The following is a 15,139-nucleotide window of genomic DNA, read 5'->3' as shown; positions in this document are numbered from 1 at the left end:
GCGGAAAGGAGCTTCCGTAGGATTTCCCGGCGATATTGAGATTACCGTTCGATCCTCATGCCGTGTTTTCGTGTCTCCTTAAGCCTTGAGGCGGGATTCCTCGGCGTCCGGGGCGGCCGACTCGTCCGCGTCCTCCCGCTTCGCCTTGGCGGCCTTGGCCTTCGCCTCCTCGGCGGCGCGCTCCACCTTCTCCGGCGTAACGAATCGATAACCGACGTTCCGGACGGTGCCGATCAGCGACTCGTGCTCGGGCCCAAGTTTGGCGCGCAGGCGCCGTACGTGCACGTCGACCGTGCGCGTACCGCCGAAGTAGTCATAGCCCCAGACCTCCTGGAGCAGTTGGGCGCGGGTGAAGACACGGCCGGGGTGCTGCGCGAGGTACTTCAGGAGTTCGAACTCCTTGAAGGTGAGGTCGAGGACGCGGCCCTTGAGCTTGGCCGAGTACGTCGCCTCGTCGACCGACAGGTCGCCGTTGCGGATCTCCATGGGGGAGTCGTCGCTGACGATCTGCTGCCGGCCCATGGCCAGCCGCAGTCGGGCCTCGACCTCCGCGGGTCCCGCGGTGTCGAGGAGGACGTCGTCGATGCCCCAGTCCGCAGTGACGGCGGCGAGACCGCCTTCGGTGACGACGAGGACGAGCGGGCAGCCGGGCCCGGTCGAGCGCAGCAGCTGGCACAGGCTGCGGACCTGTGGCAGGTCGCGCCTGCCGTCGACGAGGATGACGTCGGCACCCGGGGTGTCGACGAGCGCGGGGCCCTCCGCGGGGGCCACTCGCACGTTGTGCAGGAGCAGGCCGAGAGCGGGGAGCACCTCCGTCGACGGCTGGAGGGCGTTGGTCAGGAGCAGCAGAGAACTCATACGTCTGGTTCCTCCTCGGTCCCTGCGAGGACGTTTGTTGGCAACAGCACAGCTCTGCGATCCCGAAGGCCCCGTACACCTGCGGTTTCCCGCTTCGTATACAACGCTTCCGAAAGCACAAAAGGACCCGGGGGCTACGTTGCCCGAGTCCTCTGCCCAGCAGAATAGCCCACATGAGCTCTGGACCGGCAGGTCATGTGGCGCGATCCACGGTTCGTCCGCACTGTGAGACGACTGGGAGAACGCCTGTGCGGACACCTTTGCGGACTTTTCTGCGCGCCTCCGACGGCGTGACGATCGACGCCGTATACGACCCGGGCACCGTCGTGCGCGACGCCTCCCGGACATCTGCCGATCACCCCGTGTTCGTCGTCGCCCACGGTTTCACCGGCGCGGTGGACCGGCCGCACGTACGGCGCGTGGCGCAGGCCTTCGCCCGGTACGGGGCCGTCGTCACGTTCTCCTTCCGGGGGCACGGGGCGTCCGGCGGGCGGTCCACGGTCGGGGACCGGGAGGTGCTCGACCTGGCGGCGGCGGTGCGGTGGGCGCGGGAACTGGGGCACGCGCGCGTGGGCACGGTCGGGTTCTCCATGGGCGGCTCGGTGGCGCTGCGGCACGCGGCGCTGCACCCGCAGGACACGGACGCGGTGGTCTCCGTCAGCGCCCCGGCCCGCTGGTACTACCGCGGCACCGCCCCCATGCGGCGGCTGCACTGGCTGGTGACGCGGCCCGAGGGGCGGATGGTGGGCCGGTACGGCTTCGGTACGCGGATCCACCACCGGGACTGGGACCCGGTCCCGCTCTCGCCGGTGCAGGCGGTCCCGAGGATCGCACCGACCCCGCTGCTGATCGTGCACGGCGACGCCGACGGCTACTTTCCCCTCGACCATCCGCGGATGCTGGCCGCGGCCGCCGGTGACCAGGGCGAACTGTGGCTGGAGCCGGGCATGGGGCATGCCGAGCACGCGGCGAGCGAGGAGCTGCTGGACCGGATCGCGGCGTGGGTCGTCGGCCGGGCGGGCTAGCCTGACGGGGTCCACCGTCAGGTGAGTCCCTTGTGACTGTGCGATTGAGGAAGCAGATGCCAAAGGTCACGGTGCGCTACTGGGCCGCCGCCAAGGCCGCGGCCGGGGTGGCCGAGGAGCCGTACGAGGCGGCCACGCTCGCCGAGGCGCTCGACGGGGTGCGCGGGCGGCACCCCGGTGAGCTGGAGCGTGTGCTGCGGCGCTGCTCGTTCCTCGTCGACGGTGACCCCGTGGGCACCCGTGGACATGAGACGGTACGGCTGGCCGACGGCGGCACGGTCGAGGTGCTCCCGCCGTTCGCAGGAGGGTGACGATGACCGACCAGCCGTATGGGAACGGCGGACCGCACGAGGGGTACGGGCCGAACCAGGCGTATCCCCAGCAGGCGTATCCGAACCAGGCTTATCCGAACCAGGCGTACCCCGACCAGGGCTACCAGCAGCCGTACGAGGATCCGTACGCCGCTCAGCAGTACACGCAGCAGTGGCAGGGGCAGACCTGGGAGACGCAGACGCACCAGCCGGTGTCCGCACCGGTGACGTCGGCGGAGGAGACGGCGTACCTGCCGCCGCAGGGATACGCGGCTCCGCCCGCCGGTGAACCGGCTGCTGCTGCTGCCGCTGCCGCTCCCGCCCCCGATTCCGAGTACGGCCCCGCCACTGTCGGCGGGAACGCGCGGATCACGGACGCTCAGCGGGCGCGCGCGGAGGGGCGCTCGCCGATCATCGAGCCCGGGATGCAGCCTGCCGCGCTCACGGCGCTGCTGGGCCTGCTGCTCGCGGGCGCGGCGGCGGTCGGGACGTACGCGCTCCTGGTGCCGCTCGTCGCCCTCCAGGCCGTCACGGCGGCGGGCTGGTTCCGGCTGAACGGGATGTGGCCGGCCCGGCAGGGCATCGCGCTGGGCTTCGCCGGGGCGCTGGCCGCGGACGCGGCGCTGCTGGTGTCGGGCCGCTCGCCCGCCGCGATCCTGGGCACGCTCGGGGTGTGGGTGCTGCTGGCGCTGGTCCTGCAACTGCGGTCGCACGCCGACCCGGACGAGCGGATGTACGGCCTGATGGCGACGGTCGCGGCGTCGGCGCTGGCGATCGTCGCGGGCGGCTACCTGGCGGCGGACGCGGACGCGGTGACCGTGGGCGCGGTCGGCGTGGCGGTCGCGATCCTGGCCCGTGCCCTGCCGCTGCCGACTCCGGCGTCGGTGGTGGTGGCACTGCTCGCGGGCGCCGGAGCGGGCATCGCGGCCGGCGCCCTGACGGACCTGGGCACCCCGGCCGCCCTCCTCGGCGCGGGCGCCGCGGCCTGCGCCCTGATCGGCCACCGGGTCGCCAGCTACGACTACCCGTCCCGCTTCGTCCACTTCACAGCAGGCGTAGCCCTCCCCCTGGCAGCGGCAGCCCCGGCGGTCTACCTCCTGGGCAGGGCACTGGCCTAGCTGCGGGCAGTCGTGCCGCTGGGGCGATGGGGGCCCCCTGCTCGAGCGAAGCCGAGAGCTTGGGGGAGGGTGGGCGATGGGGGTACCCCCTGCTCGAGCGAAGCCGAGAGCTTGGGGGAGGCACCCCGCAGCGCCGGGCTGCGCAACCCCCGTCCCCAGCCCCAACGCCGAGCACCGCGCTGTCACAGATGATCGACAATCCCGACCCCCCACCCCCCACAGGGTTACCCTCACGCAAGGGACGGCCACCGGGTCGTCGAACACCGAACCGGTGGGGGAAACACCGCATGCGCGCACTGCGAATACTGCTGATCGTCGTCGTGATCCTGGGCGGACTCTTCGTCATCGCCGACCGCGTCGCCGTCAACTTCGCCGAGGACGAGGCCGCGGACCGCCTGAAGACCACCGAGAACCTGGCCAGCACCCCGGACGTGTCCATCAAGGGCTTCCCGTTCCTTACCCAGGTCGCCGGCGGTTCCCTCGACGACATCCAGGTCGGCATCCAGAACTACGAGGCCGCCGCGGGCAACGGCGACAGCGCCCAGAAGATCCGTATCGACGACCTCCGCGCCGACATGAAGGGCGTCGAGTTCTCCGGCGACTACAGCTCCGCCACCGCCACCAGCGCCACCGGCACCGCGACCATCGCCTACGACGAGCTGCTGAAGACCGCGAAGTCGGAGCCCACCCAGGTCGCCCCGGGCGTCACCGCCAACGTCGTCGGCCTCTCCGACGGCGGAAACGGCAAGATCAAGGTCACCGTCGAGGCCACGGTCCTCGGCACCAAGCTGCCGGAACCGGTCTCCGTGCTCAGCACGGTCACGGTCGTCGACGGCACCGTGCGCGTGAAGGCCGACGGCCTGCCCAAGTTCGGCGGTGTCGACATCGCCGAGAACCGCGTCCGGGCGATCACCGACTTCCAGCAGAAGATCGACGGGCTGCCCGGCGGCATCGAGCTGGACAAGGTTCAGGCCGCGCCGGACGGCGTGGAGATCACGGTGAAGGGTTCCAACGTCCGCCTGGCCGGGTAGGAAGGCGCAAGGCGGCGGACCAGCGGTGTCCGGTGGGCGAGACAACGGCGTCCGCAGCTCAGATGTGACGGCCGACGCGTTCGGTCACGTTCCTCGTCCTGAGCCCCCGCATACCCGTCTGATCCCACATCGCGGATCATCCCGTCTCAATATGCGACACAACGGTGACACGTGCGCCTGACCGTCCCTACGATCGACACCATGCAGTGTCAGACGAGCGTCCTCCGTACGCGGGGACAGGCGGACTTCACGAAGCGGCGGGCAGTAGACCTGTGCCGCGTCGCCGCCATGCTCTGTCGCACCTTCTGAGCGACCGCGTCGGCCCTCGCGTCGCCGCGCGCATCCCCGCCGCCCTGCATCAAGGGCATCCGTGCGCCGCCCTGCCCTGGGCGCGTGCCATCGACATCTCGTATGCCCCGCCGTAACTGCCCCGGAGGAGAAGAGCATGAGCCGCAGCGACGTCCTGGTCGACGCCGACTGGCTTCAGGAGCACCTGGACGACCCGACCCTCGCGATCGTCGAGGTCGACGAGGACACGTCCGCGTACGACAAGAACCACATCAAGAACGCGATCCGCATCGACTGGACCAAGGACCTCCAGGACCCGGTCCGCCGTGACTTCGTCGACCAGGAGGGCTTCGAGAAGCTCCTGTCCGACAAGGGCATCGCGAACGACCACACGGTGGTGCTGTACGGCGGTAACAACAACTGGTTCGCCTCGTACGCGTACTGGTACTTCAAGCTGTACGGCCACGAGAACGTCAAGCTCCTCGACGGCGGCCGCAAGAAGTGGGAGCTCGACGCCCGCGAGCTGGTCGACGGCGACGAGGTGCCGGAGCGCCCGAAGACGGACTACAAGGCCAAGCCCCAGGACACGTCCATCCGCGCCTTCCGCGACGACGTCGTGGCCGCCATCGGTTCGCAGAACCTCGTCGACGTGCGCTCGCCCGACGAGTTCTCCGGCAAGCTGCTCGCCCCGGCCCACCTGCCGCAGGAGCAGTCCCAGCGCCCCGGCCACGTGCCGAGCGCCCGGAACATCCCGTGGTCCAAGAACGCCAACGACGACGGCACCTTCAAGTCGGACGACGAGCTCAAGGAGCTCTACACCGAGGAGAGCGTCGACCTGGCCAAGGACACCATCGCCTACTGCCGCATCGGTGAGCGCTCCGCGCTGACCTGGTTCGTGCTGCACGAGCTGCTCGGCGTGGAGAACGTCAAGAACTACGACGGCTCCTGGACCGAGTACGGCTCCCTGGTGGGCGTGCCGATCGAGCTCGGCGCCAACAAGTAAGACCTCCCGACCGACCTCTCATCACCCCCTTCAGGAGAACGACATGTGTGGAGCGAAGGCCGGCGGCCCCGACGCCTCGACGATCAAGCCCGGTGAGACCACGATCCAGGGTCAGGTGACCAAGGACGGCGAGCCCGTGGTGGGCTACGTCCGTCTGCTGGACTCGACCGGCGAGTTCACGGCCGAGGTGCCGACCTCGGCGACCGGACAGTTCCGCTTCTACGCGGCCGAGGGCACCTGGACCGTCCGTGCCCTCGTGCCCGGCGCCACCGCCGACCGCACGGTCGTCGCCCAGCAGGGTGGACTGGCGGAGGTCGCGATCGCCGTCTGACGGCGAGCGACCAGTAGGGGCCGCACCCCCCGGGTTGGACACCTGGGGTGCGGCCCTTCGGCGTGCCCGGACCTACGCTGGACATATGTACGCACGACGCCGACGCACGTACTTCGCGATGATGGGCGGCTGCATCGGGCTGTTCGTCCTGGCCTGGGGTGTCGTGCGGCTGTGGTCGATCCCCGTGGCCGTCGGGATGTGCGTCGTCGCCATGGTCATCCCGCCCCTCGCGGCGATGGTCGCGAACCGCCGGGGCCCCGACGACCGCTGGTGGGACGACCCGTCCGGCGACCCCCAGTCCGACGAGTGGTGGGACGAACTGGACGGCAAGAAGCGGCCGAGGTGACCGGCGTCTTCTCCCGTCCGGCGGGTATCCCGGCCCCATGAGACTGACAGCGGCGACCCTGGACGCGCCGGACGCCCGCGCACTGGCGGACTTCTATCTGCGGCTGCTGCCCGGCTGGCGGGTGTGGCGCGGGGAGGACGGGCCGGACTGGGTGCACATCCGGCCGCCCGACGGAGGCACGGGGCTGTCCTTCCAGACGGAACCGGCCTACCGCCCGCCGCTCTGGCCGAGCGCGCCGGACCGGCAGCAGATGATGATGCACCTCGACATCGAGGTCGACGACCTGGCGGCGGAGACGGCCCGTGCGGTCGCCGAGGGGGCGCGGCTCGCCGCGTTCCAGCCACAGGGCGACGTACGGGTCCTCCTGGACCCGGCGGGCCACCCCTTCTGCCTCTACACCGAGAGGGACCGGCAGGCTCAGTAGACGAGCGCCTGGGTGTCGTCCGCCAGGGACTCCTGGACGAAGACCTGCGCGCCCGCGATGCGCACGCCCTCGATGACGTCCTTCTCCGTGATCTCCCGGCGGGCCGCGCACTGGGTGCACAGGGTGATGCGGCCGGCCGCCATGATGGACTCGATCAGATCGGGCAGCGGGGCCGCGTGCGGCAGCTCGAACTCGGCCGCCCGGCCGGGCAGCGCGAACCAGGCGGACTCGCCGGTCAGCCACAGGGAGACGTCGACACCACTGGCCACGGCCACCGCCGCCACCGTGAACGCCTGCGAGCACCGCTCGGGGGCGTCGGCCCCCGCCGTCACCTTGATCACCAGCTTCTTCGCCATAGCCGGAATCGTAGTGCCGGAAGCGCCCGCGTAAGCTGGGGCCGGCCCTGTGCACACATCCGCACCCCGCTCAAGGAGCACCCCGTGGAGCTTTTCTTCGAAATCCTGTTGGTCCTGGTCGCCGTCGGCGTCATCGCCTTCGCCGGACTGACCGTGAAGAAGCTGTACCAGGGCCAGCGCTGACCCACGTCTAGGAAGTTCCCATGATCGAGATCCCGTCCGACCTCCACAAGGACCTCGTCCCGCTCGCCTTCCTGCTCGGCAACTGGGCGGGTGCCGGCGTGCACGACTTCCCCGGCTCCGAGAAGTGCAACTTCGGGCAGGAGGTCACGTTCACCCACGACGGCCGGGACTTCCTGGAGTACCACTCCCACTCCTGGGTCCTGGACAACGACGGCAACAAGGTCCGGCCGCTGGAGTCCGAGCACGGCTTCTGGCGGATCGACGCCGAGCGCAAGGTCGAGGTGACGATGACCCGCGACGACGGCGTCATCGAGATCTGGTACGGCGAGCTGGCCGACCAGAAGCCGCAGATCGACCTGGTGACGGACGCCGTGGCCCGGACGGCCGCCTCCCAGCCCTACAGCGGCGGCAAGCGGCTCTACGGCTACGTCAAGAGCGACCTGATGTGGGTCGGCGAGAAGCAGACCCCCGAGGTCGAGCTGCGCCCCTACATGTCGGCCCATCTGAAGAAGGTCGTCACCCCGGAGGACGTCGAGCGCTGGGCCAAGGCCCTGCCCGACGACATGCCGGACGACGGCATCGCTTTCTTCAAGTAGTCCTAGACTCAGGGGTGTGGTGAGCACCGACTGGAAGAGCGATCTGCGGCAGCGCGGCTACCGGCTGACCCCGCAGCGGCAACTCGTGCTCGAAGCCGTGGACACCCTGGAGCACGCGACCCCCGACGACATCCTCGCGGAAGTGCGGAAGACGGCGTCGGGGGTCAACATTTCCACGGTGTACCGGACGCTGGAGCTCCTGGAGGAGCTCGGGCTGGTCAGCCACGCGCATCTGGGGCACGGGGCGCCGACGTACCACCTCGCGGACCGGCACCACCACCTCCACCTGGTGTGCCGCGACTGCCAGAACGTCATCGAGGCGGACGTCTCCGTGGCCGCCGAGTTCACCGCCAAGCTGCGCCAGACGTTCGGCTTCGACACCGACATGAAGCACTTCGCGATCTTCGGCCGGTGCGAGGACTGCGCGCTCAAGGCTTCAACTACCGAGTCGTAGGCTTAGAAGTATGAAGAGCCCCCTGCTGACCCTGCCCGGCGCCGTCCCCGCCGAGGGCGCGGACGAAGGCGTCGCGGCCCACTACGGCGACCTGTTCCGGGAGCAGCGCGCCCTCGCCGACGGCACCGGCTTCGTGGACCTCTCGCACCGCGGAGTCGTCGCCGTCACCGGCGACGACCGGCTCACCTGGCTGCACCTGCTGCTCACCCAGCACGTCAGCGAGCTCCCGGTGGGCCGTGCGACCGAGGCGCTGATCCTCTCCGCGAACGGCCACATCGAGCACGCGCTGTACCTCGTCGACGACGGTGAGACGGTCTGGGCCCATGTGGAGCCGGGCACCCAGGAGGCGCTGATCGCGTACCTGGAGTCGATGAAGTTCTTCTACAAGGTCGAGGTCGCCGACCGGACGGCCGACACCGCGGTGGTGCACCTGCCGGCCGGCTCGATCGCCGACGTCCCGGAGAGTGTCGTCGTACGGGAGACGCCGTACGGCCGTGACCTGTTCCTGCCGCGCGCCGACCTGGAGGCGTTCGCCGAGCAGGCCGGGCCGCCCGCCGGGATCCTGGCCCACGAGGCGCTGCGCGTGGAGCAGCACCGTCCCCGGCTCGGTTTCGAGACCGACCACCGCACGATCCCGCACGAGCTGGGCTGGATCGGCTCGGCGGTGCACCTGCAGAAGGGCTGCTACCGGGGCCAGGAGACGGTCGCCCGGGTGCAGAACCTGGGCAAGCCGCCGCGCCGGCTGGTCTTCCTGCACCTGGACGGCAGCGAGGTCCACCTGCCGGGCGCCGGCACCGAGGTCCGGCTCGCGGACGACGGCCCCGACGGCCGGAAGATCGGCTTCATCACGACCTCCGCTCGCCACCACGAGCTCGGCCCGGTCGCCCTCGCCCTGGTGAAGCGGAACGTGGCCGTGGACGCGCCCCTGGTCGCCGGCGACACGGCCGCCGCCCAGGAAGTCGTCGTCGAGCCGTAAAGCCTCCGCCGTGGGGCTTTGACGCTTGTAGACCTTTCGGGTCAGATTTCGATCTGCACGGTGAACGGGCCGTCGTTCGTGAGCGATACCCTCATCGCCGCGCCGAAGCGGCCCGTCGCCACCGTCGCACCGAGCGAGCGCAGTTGGGCAACCACCTCGTCGACGAGCGGTTCGGCGACGTCACCGGGGGCGGCGGCGTTCCAGGTGGGGCGGCGGCCCTTGCGGGCGTCGCCGTAGAGCGTGAACTGGCTGATCACCAGGAGCGGGGCGTCGACGTCGCTGCACGACTTCTCGTCGTGCAGCATGCGGATCGACCAGAGCTTGCGGGCCAGCTGGGCCGCCTTCTCCTTGGTGTCCTCGTGGGTCACGCCGACCAGGACGCACAGCCCCTCGCCCTCGATCGCGCCCACGGTCTCGCCGTCCACGACGACGCTCGCGCCGTCCACCCTCTGCACCACTGCTCGCATACATCCATCATGCAGGGCGGTGACCGCGGGGCCGCGGGCGGTTCGCGCATGGCACGAACGGGTGGTTTGCATCGGGCGCCAACGGACCGCGCTGGGACGTATTTTGCTGCCTATCCGCCCATCTGGGGTCTATCGGGGGCACTCGTTCCCATAGCGGCCACTTGGGGTGGCACGATGCTTTCACGCACCGGTCGAGGGGACGGTTGAGGCACATGAGCACATCAAGCACCGGGCAGCAGTCGGGGGCTGTCTGGTCGGCGTACACGGGGATCGCGGCGACGGAGTACCACCGGCCGCCCACACAGCGCACCGACAGCCCGCGGCTGCCGTCGGACGCTCCCGGGGACGGGGCGGCCGCGCGGAGCCTGCCCGAGCTGCGCACCCTGCGCCGCGAGGCCCAGCGCGACGAGGCCGACCTCAGCTACGTACGGCGGCTGCTCCAGGGACGGATCGACATCCTGCGGGCCGAGCTGGCGCGACGTACCCCGGCGGAACCGGTCTCCGTCGACGTGCCCGCGGAGGCGTCCGTGGTCGAGCGGCTGGCGGAGATCCTGCGGGACGCCCCCGCCCGCAACCGCTCCTCCGCCCGGCACGTGACCCTGGGCACACCGCAGGGCGAGGAGTACCGGCGGCTGGCCTCGGAGATGCTCTCCGAGGTCGAGCTGTCCGATCTCCAGGCGCGCACGGACGAGGAGCTGACCACCGCGATGGGACGGCTCGTGCGCTACGAGCAGCAGGTCTCCCGGCGGCGGCAGCGGCTCCAGCGCACGGCCGACGAGTGCAGCGCGGAGATCACCCGCCGGTACCGCGAGGGCGAGGCGCAGGTCGACGACCTGCTGGTGTGAGCCGCCCCCCCGGGGTGGGGAGGGCCGGTGCGCGGAAATCCGCGCGACACCGACCGGCCCTCCGCCTAGCGTGAGTCCATGACCCCCACGCCCCGAGCCGACGGCATCGGCATACGCCCGATCACCGAAGCCGAGTTCGGCGACTGGCTGCGTGCCGTGAACACCGGTTTCCTGCGGGCGCCGGCCGTCTCCGAGGAGGAGCGCGAGGAGCGTCGCCGCCGGAGGTTCGTGCCGGGCCGCTACCTCGGAGCCTTCGACGGGGGACGGTGTGTGGCGACGTTCCGGTCCTTCGACCAGGAACTGACGGTCGTGGGCGGGGCGACCGTCCCGGCCGACGCCGTCTCGGGCGTCACCGTCCACGCCACCCACCGCCGCCGCGGGCTGCTCAGCGGCATGATGGCGCGGGACCTGGCGGCCGCGAAGGAGCGGGGGGACGTCGTCGCGACGCTGATCGCCGCCGAGTACCCGATCTACGGCCGGTACGGCTTCGGGCCGGCGACCTGGACGGCCGAGTGGACGGTCGACGTGCCGCGGACCGGTCTCGACGCCCGCTGGGCGGGCCCGGCGGACGGCGGGAGGATCGACCTGGTGGACGGCGAGGAGGTCCGCAAGCTCGGCCCCGAACTGCACGACCGGCTGCGCCGTACCCAGCCGGGTGCGATCGACCGCGACGAGCTGTGGTGGCGCCTGGAGACCGGCGCCGTGCGGTTCGACCCGTCGTGGGAGCAGCCCTTCTTCGCCGTGTACCGCTCGGCGTCCGGCGAGGTCGAGGGCCTGGCCGCGTACAAGGTGGACGACAACTGGGGTGACGCCAAGCAGCCGTTGAACACCGCGACCGTGAACTGGCTGACCGGCGTGACACCGGCCGCGGAGCGGGCCCTGTGGCAGTACCTCTGCTCGATCGACTGGGTCGTGAAGGTGAAGAGCGGCTATCGGGCGCCGGACGACCTGCTCCCGCACCTCCTGCCCGACCCGAGGGCGGCCAGGATCACGTCGCTGGCGGACTGGCTGTGGGTGCGGATCCTGGATGTCGAACGGGCCCTGGAGGCGCGGACGTACGAGGGGGAGGGCACGCTGGTGCTGGAGGTCGCCGGGGTGGACGGGCTGACCGGCGGGCGCTACCGCCTGGACGCCTCTGCCGACGGGGCGTCCTGCACGCCGACCACCGAGAGCGCGGACGTCGCGGTGGGACTGGGCGACCTGGGGGCGCTGTATCTGGGGGACGAGTCGGCGGTGCGGCTGGCCGCGCTGGGCAGGGTCCGGGAAGAACGAGCGGGCGCCGCCCGGAAGGCCGACGCCCTGCTGCGTACGTCCAGGCGGCCTTGGTGCCCGGACATGTTCTGAACCGCTCCCTCCTGCCGACGACGGGGACCCGCATCCGTAGCGAGCTGTTCTGTTGTGGTTGTGGTGCGGTGCTGCTCTGGTCGAGCGGGGCTCCCGGCTCCCCTCCGGAAGGGAGTCCCGTGGGTGGATGGCCAACCTCCTGAAGAGCTGACCATGTCGCTCAAGTTGGCGACCAACTTCTCTGTACTTATCTCCGCTTGGAAGCGGCTCATAACCACCCTGCCCTGAACTGCCCAAAGATGGCGGGAAGTTGTACCGTGCAGATGTGGACCCGGAACACGCCTCCGTCACTGGACGGAAGAGGTCGCAACGGCCACAGAGAACACATCGCGAGGTGGCCGAAGAGCTGCGCGCCCGGATCAGGTCAGGAGCGCTGCGGCCGGGTGAACGCATGCCCACCCAGGCCCAGCTGGCTCACGAGTTCGGCGTCGAGCGCGGTGCCGTGCGTCAGGCGCTGCGCATCCTCCAGTCCGAGCGGCTGCTCACCAATGTGTCCAAGGGTGCCCCGGCGACCGTCGCCGCCGACCTCACCCGGGCGCTGACCGGCCCGGAAGCGCCGCCGCTGCCGACGACCGTGGCCCTCGCGCCCCGGATCGCGGAGGCGTTCGCGGCGGAGCACGTCGAGATCGACGCCGTGTGCCTGACCTCCATCTCCCTCACGCTCGCCATCGGTGAGCCACTGCGGCAGATCCACGCCGGGCGGCTGAAACCGGCCAAGGTCGATGTCCGTGTCCTGCTGCCCAGCCGGGACATCGACCTCGCCTTCCCGGTGCCGGTCGAGGGGCGCCGCGACGACTGGGTGCACGAGCGATGGGTCGCGATGCGCAACGCCCAGGGGCAGGTGCTGGAGCACAACCTGCTGGCCCTGCGCGCCACGCACGGCATCGACGTACAGGTCACGTTCCGCGCGCTGCCCTTCACGCCGCCGGTGAAGCTCTACCTCCTCAACGGCGCGGAGGCGCTGTTCGCTTACTACACGCTGGCCCGAAGGGAGACCGAGATCGACCACGAGCACCTGGAGATGTACGACGCCCAGGGCACGCGGTCGATGCTGTTCTCCTTCCGGCAGGGTCCGGGCCTGCGCGACACGACGTTCGTGGAGCAGTCCCACCTGTGGTTCAACGCGCTGTGGGAGACGATCAGTTCGGAGCTGGTGCTGACGGGCTGACTCAGCGGGCGGGTCCCGTCATCAGCAGGGCGAGCACGACCGCTCCGGCGGAGCTGACCGCCGGGCTCTTGGCCTTGATGCCCACGGTGAGCAGGAGCAGGCCGACGATGCCGACCGGGCCGTACTTCCACTGGACGAGCTGCTCGAAGGCGACGACGAAGGCGGCGGAGAGGAGAGCGAGGGTGGGCATCGGGGTTCCCCCTTCGGAAGTTCGGAAGCAAAACTTCCGCCAACTCCGAGAAGTTGGCAACCAACTCTGATTAAGTTGTCCCCACTTGGCTACTGGTTATAAACAACTTTCAAACAACTCCCGTCAGATGGATCAGAGTTGTAGCGTTCGGTCGTGGCCCAGCAGACGGTGGGGAGAGCGTGGCGGAGAACGTGGCAGTGAACGGCAGCAGAAGGCTCACGCCCCAGGAGATCGCCGACCGCCTGCGGGAACGCATCCGCTCCGGTGAGCTGAGGCCCGGGGACCGGCTGCCCACCCAGGCCGAACTCGCGGAGGAGTTCGGTGTGGAACGCGGCACCGTACGCCAGGCCGTGCGGGCACTCCAGGAGGACGGCCTCCTCACCAATGTCAGCAAGGGCAGCCCGCCGCGGATCGCGGAACCGACGCCGGCGCGGGGGGAGCCGCAGCCGACGATGGTGGGGCTGGCGCCCCGGCTGACCGAGGCGTTCTCGGCCCGGCGCGTGCGGGTCGACGTCGTCTGCCACACCGCGGAGACGCTGATGGTCGCCATCGGCGAGCCGCTCCGCCTGATCCACGAGGGCCGCCTCCACCCCGAGTCGATCGATGTCCGCATCCTCGTCCCCTCCCGGGACATCGAGCTGGCCTTCCCCGTCCCCGTGGAGGCCCACGGCGACGACAACCCCGTCCACCAGCGCTGGCTGTCCATGCGCAACGCCCAGGGCCAGGTCCTCCAGCACAACCTGCTGGCCCTGCGCTCCACCCACGGCATGGACGTACGCGTCCGCTTCCGCGCGCTGCCCTTCACCCCGCCGGTGAAGCTGTACCTCCTCAACCAGGAGGAGGCGCTGATCGGCTACTACATGCTCACCAGGCGCGCGGAGGAGTGGGGCAGCCAGACCCTGGACATGTACGACGTCCTCGGCTCCCAGTCCCTGCTGTTCTCCTTCGTGAAACGGGCGGGTCAGCGGGACGCGGCGTTCGTGAAGGAATCCCAGAAGTGGTTCGACGCCCTCTGGGAAACCATCACGACGGACCTGACACTCTCCTAGTGACCTCTGATACGACGCGGACTGGTGCGGTGACGGCACCGGCCGGGGAACTGCGCGAACTGCTCGCTCCCGTTCGATACGTCCTCTGGGATCTCGACGGGCCGATCTGCCGGCTGTTCGCCGGCCACCCGGCGGCCGGTGTGGCACGGGAGCTGGTGAACCTGATACAGCAGCGCGGTCTGGGCGGACTGCTGAGGGAGGAGGAACGTCTCGACCCGGATCCGCAGGCCGTGCTGCTCGGCGTCAACAAGCGGCATCCGGAGAGCGACCTGATCACCCTGCTCGAGGAGTGGCTCACCCAGCAGGAGCTGACGGCCGTGCCCGGCGCGATGCCCACGCCGTACGTGGACCCGCTCATCAGGACCTGGTCGGCCCTGGGGGCCAGGTTCGCCATCACCACGAACAACTCGGCACTCGCGGCGGCGGCCTACGTGGAGAGCCGGGGCCTCAAGGCGTGCTTCCCCTACATCTACGGGCGCACCAAGGACCTCGACCAGATGAAGCCCCACCCGCACTGCCTGTCCCAGGCCCTCAAGGCGCTCGGAGCGGACCCGTCACACGCCCTCATGCTCGGCGACGCCGGCACGGACTACGAGGCGGCGCAGAAGCTGGGCGTCCCCTTCCTCGGCTACGCCCGCAACCAGCGCCAACTGGACCGGCTGGTGGCCGTCGGCGTGGAGCCGTCGCACATCGTCCGCTCCATGGAGGAAGTCCTGATCACCCTGCGGGGGGCGTAATCGCACAAGTACCCGACTGTCACGGTTACCTCATTGAGA

General features: G+C 70.3%; 20 protein-coding genes. 16 read left to right on the top strand and 4 right to left on the bottom strand.

All coding sequences use genetic code 11. The features are described 5' to 3' along the window. Positions 1-78 precede the first annotated feature (78 nt). Positions 79-858 carry a winged helix-turn-helix transcriptional regulator gene (locus tag ABEA82_RS19810; protein ID WP_345662868.1) on the bottom strand — a complete coding sequence of 260 codons (780 nt, stop codon included), beginning with the start codon at positions 856-858 and terminating at the stop codon, positions 79-81. A 173-nt stretch (positions 859-1,031) separates the two neighbouring features. Between ABEA82_RS19810 and ABEA82_RS19805 the strand changes: the two genes are divergently transcribed. The 8 genes from ABEA82_RS19805 (at position 1,032) to ABEA82_RS19770 (ending at position 6,735) form a co-directional block, all read left to right on the top strand. Further along, entirely contained in the window at positions 1,032-1,883 is an 852-nt protein-coding gene (locus ABEA82_RS19805) for an alpha/beta hydrolase (RefSeq protein WP_345662867.1), read from the top strand. A gap of 56 nt (positions 1,884-1,939) precedes the next feature. Next, positions 1,940-2,194 (top strand): MoaD/ThiS family protein, encoded by a 255-nt coding sequence (locus tag ABEA82_RS19800; protein ID WP_003991230.1) that lies wholly within the window; start codon positions 1,940-1,942, stop codon positions 2,192-2,194. Between the two features lie 2 nt (positions 2,195-2,196). Continuing rightward, positions 2,197-3,312 carry a hypothetical protein gene (locus ABEA82_RS19795; protein ID WP_345662866.1) on the top strand — a complete coding sequence of 372 codons (1,116 nt, stop codon included), beginning with the start codon at positions 2,197-2,199 and terminating at the stop codon, positions 3,310-3,312. Between the two features lie 287 nt (positions 3,313-3,599). Continuing rightward, positions 3,600-4,343, top strand: coding sequence for an LmeA family phospholipid-binding protein (locus tag ABEA82_RS19790; protein ID WP_003991228.1), 744 nt, complete (start codon positions 3,600-3,602; stop codon positions 4,341-4,343). 445 nt (positions 4,344-4,788) lie between these two features. Continuing rightward, complete coding sequence (locus ABEA82_RS19785; RefSeq protein ID WP_345662865.1) at positions 4,789-5,634, top strand: sulfurtransferase; 846 nt, start codon at positions 4,789-4,791, stop codon at positions 5,632-5,634. 43 nt (positions 5,635-5,677) lie between these two features. After that, positions 5,678-5,965 (top strand): DUF1416 domain-containing protein, encoded by a 288-nt coding sequence (locus tag ABEA82_RS19780; RefSeq protein ID WP_003991226.1) that lies wholly within the window; start codon positions 5,678-5,680, stop codon positions 5,963-5,965. Between the two features lie 85 nt (positions 5,966-6,050). Continuing rightward, entirely contained in the window at positions 6,051-6,311 is a 261-nt protein-coding gene (locus ABEA82_RS19775; RefSeq protein WP_039933016.1) for a DUF3099 domain-containing protein, read from the top strand. Positions 6,312-6,348: 37 nt separating this feature from the next. Further along, positions 6,349-6,735 (top strand): VOC family protein, encoded by a 387-nt coding sequence (locus ABEA82_RS19770; protein WP_345662864.1) that lies wholly within the window; start codon positions 6,349-6,351, stop codon positions 6,733-6,735. Here ABEA82_RS19770 and ABEA82_RS19765 read toward each other — a convergent pair. After that, complete coding sequence (locus tag ABEA82_RS19765; protein WP_345662863.1) at positions 6,729-7,091, bottom strand: DsrE family protein; 363 nt, start codon at positions 7,089-7,091, stop codon at positions 6,729-6,731. The two genes, ABEA82_RS19770 and ABEA82_RS19765, sit on opposite strands and share 7 nt — an antisense overlap. 203 nt (positions 7,092-7,294) lie before the next feature. Here ABEA82_RS19765 and ABEA82_RS19760 point away from each other — a divergent pair, with 203 nt between their 5' ends. Genes ABEA82_RS19760 through ygfZ form a run of 3 tightly spaced genes read left to right on the top strand, consistent with a single transcriptional unit; the run spans position 7,295 to position 9,300 of the window. After that, on the top strand, positions 7,295-7,870 hold the full coding sequence (locus ABEA82_RS19760; protein ID WP_345662862.1) for a heme-binding beta-barrel domain-containing protein: 576 nt from the start codon (positions 7,295-7,297) through the stop codon (positions 7,868-7,870). Positions 7,871-7,886: 16 nt separating this feature from the next. Further along, positions 7,887-8,324 carry a Fur family transcriptional regulator gene (locus ABEA82_RS19755; RefSeq protein ID WP_345662861.1) on the top strand — a complete coding sequence of 146 codons (438 nt, stop codon included), beginning with the start codon at positions 7,887-7,889 and terminating at the stop codon, positions 8,322-8,324. Positions 8,325-8,334: 10 nt separating this feature from the next. Beyond that, positions 8,335-9,300, top strand: a complete 966-nt coding sequence (ygfZ, locus tag ABEA82_RS19750) for a CAF17-like 4Fe-4S cluster assembly/insertion protein YgfZ (protein WP_345662860.1) — start codon at positions 8,335-8,337, stop codon at positions 9,298-9,300. Positions 9,301-9,341: 41 nt separating this feature from the next. Here ygfZ and dtd read toward each other — a convergent pair whose 3' ends face one another. Beyond that, positions 9,342-9,767 (bottom strand): D-aminoacyl-tRNA deacylase, encoded by a 426-nt coding sequence (dtd, locus tag ABEA82_RS19745; protein ID WP_003991219.1) that lies wholly within the window; start codon positions 9,765-9,767, stop codon positions 9,342-9,344. A 212-nt stretch (positions 9,768-9,979) separates the two neighbouring features. Between dtd and ABEA82_RS19740 the strand changes: the two genes are divergently transcribed. The 3 genes from ABEA82_RS19740 to ABEA82_RS19730 all read left to right on the top strand — a co-directional run bounded on the left by ABEA82_RS19740 (position 9,980) and on the right by ABEA82_RS19730 (position 13,124). After that, the gene (locus ABEA82_RS19740) at positions 9,980-10,612 is read left to right on the top strand and encodes an RsiG family protein (RefSeq protein ID WP_345662859.1); all 633 of its coding nucleotides are present in this window, start codon (positions 9,980-9,982) and stop codon (positions 10,610-10,612) included. Positions 10,613-10,690: 78 nt separating this feature from the next. Next, on the top strand, positions 10,691-11,956 hold the full coding sequence (locus ABEA82_RS19735; RefSeq protein ID WP_345662858.1) for a GNAT family N-acetyltransferase: 1,266 nt from the start codon (positions 10,691-10,693) through the stop codon (positions 11,954-11,956). A 250-nt stretch (positions 11,957-12,206) separates the two neighbouring features. Then, positions 12,207-13,124 carry a winged helix-turn-helix domain-containing protein gene (locus tag ABEA82_RS19730; protein ID WP_345662857.1) on the top strand — a complete coding sequence of 306 codons (918 nt, stop codon included), beginning with the start codon at positions 12,207-12,209 and terminating at the stop codon, positions 13,122-13,124. A 1-nt stretch (position 13,125) separates the two neighbouring features. Here ABEA82_RS19730 and ABEA82_RS19725 read toward each other — a convergent pair whose 3' ends face one another. Continuing rightward, entirely contained in the window at positions 13,126-13,314 is a 189-nt protein-coding gene (locus tag ABEA82_RS19725) for a hypothetical protein (protein ID WP_345662856.1), read from the bottom strand. Positions 13,315-13,511: 197 nt separating this feature from the next. On the opposite strand from ABEA82_RS19725, the gene ABEA82_RS19720 reads away from it, so the two are divergent. After that, on the top strand, positions 13,512-14,363 hold the full coding sequence (locus ABEA82_RS19720) for a FadR/GntR family transcriptional regulator (protein ID WP_345662945.1): 852 nt from the start codon (positions 13,512-13,514) through the stop codon (positions 14,361-14,363). Further along, the gene (locus ABEA82_RS19715) at positions 14,363-15,100 is read left to right on the top strand and encodes an HAD family hydrolase (protein ID WP_345662855.1); all 738 of its coding nucleotides are present in this window, start codon (positions 14,363-14,365) and stop codon (positions 15,098-15,100) included. Before ABEA82_RS19720 ends, ABEA82_RS19715 begins: the two co-directional genes overlap by 1 nt. Positions 15,101-15,139: the final 39 nt, after the last annotated feature.

Source organism: Streptomyces venetus, from assembly GCF_039540295.1.
Taxonomy (GTDB): Bacteria; Actinomycetota; Actinomycetes; order Streptomycetales; family Streptomycetaceae; genus Streptomyces; species Streptomyces venetus.
This window is presented reverse-complemented; position numbering and strand designations above follow the sequence as displayed.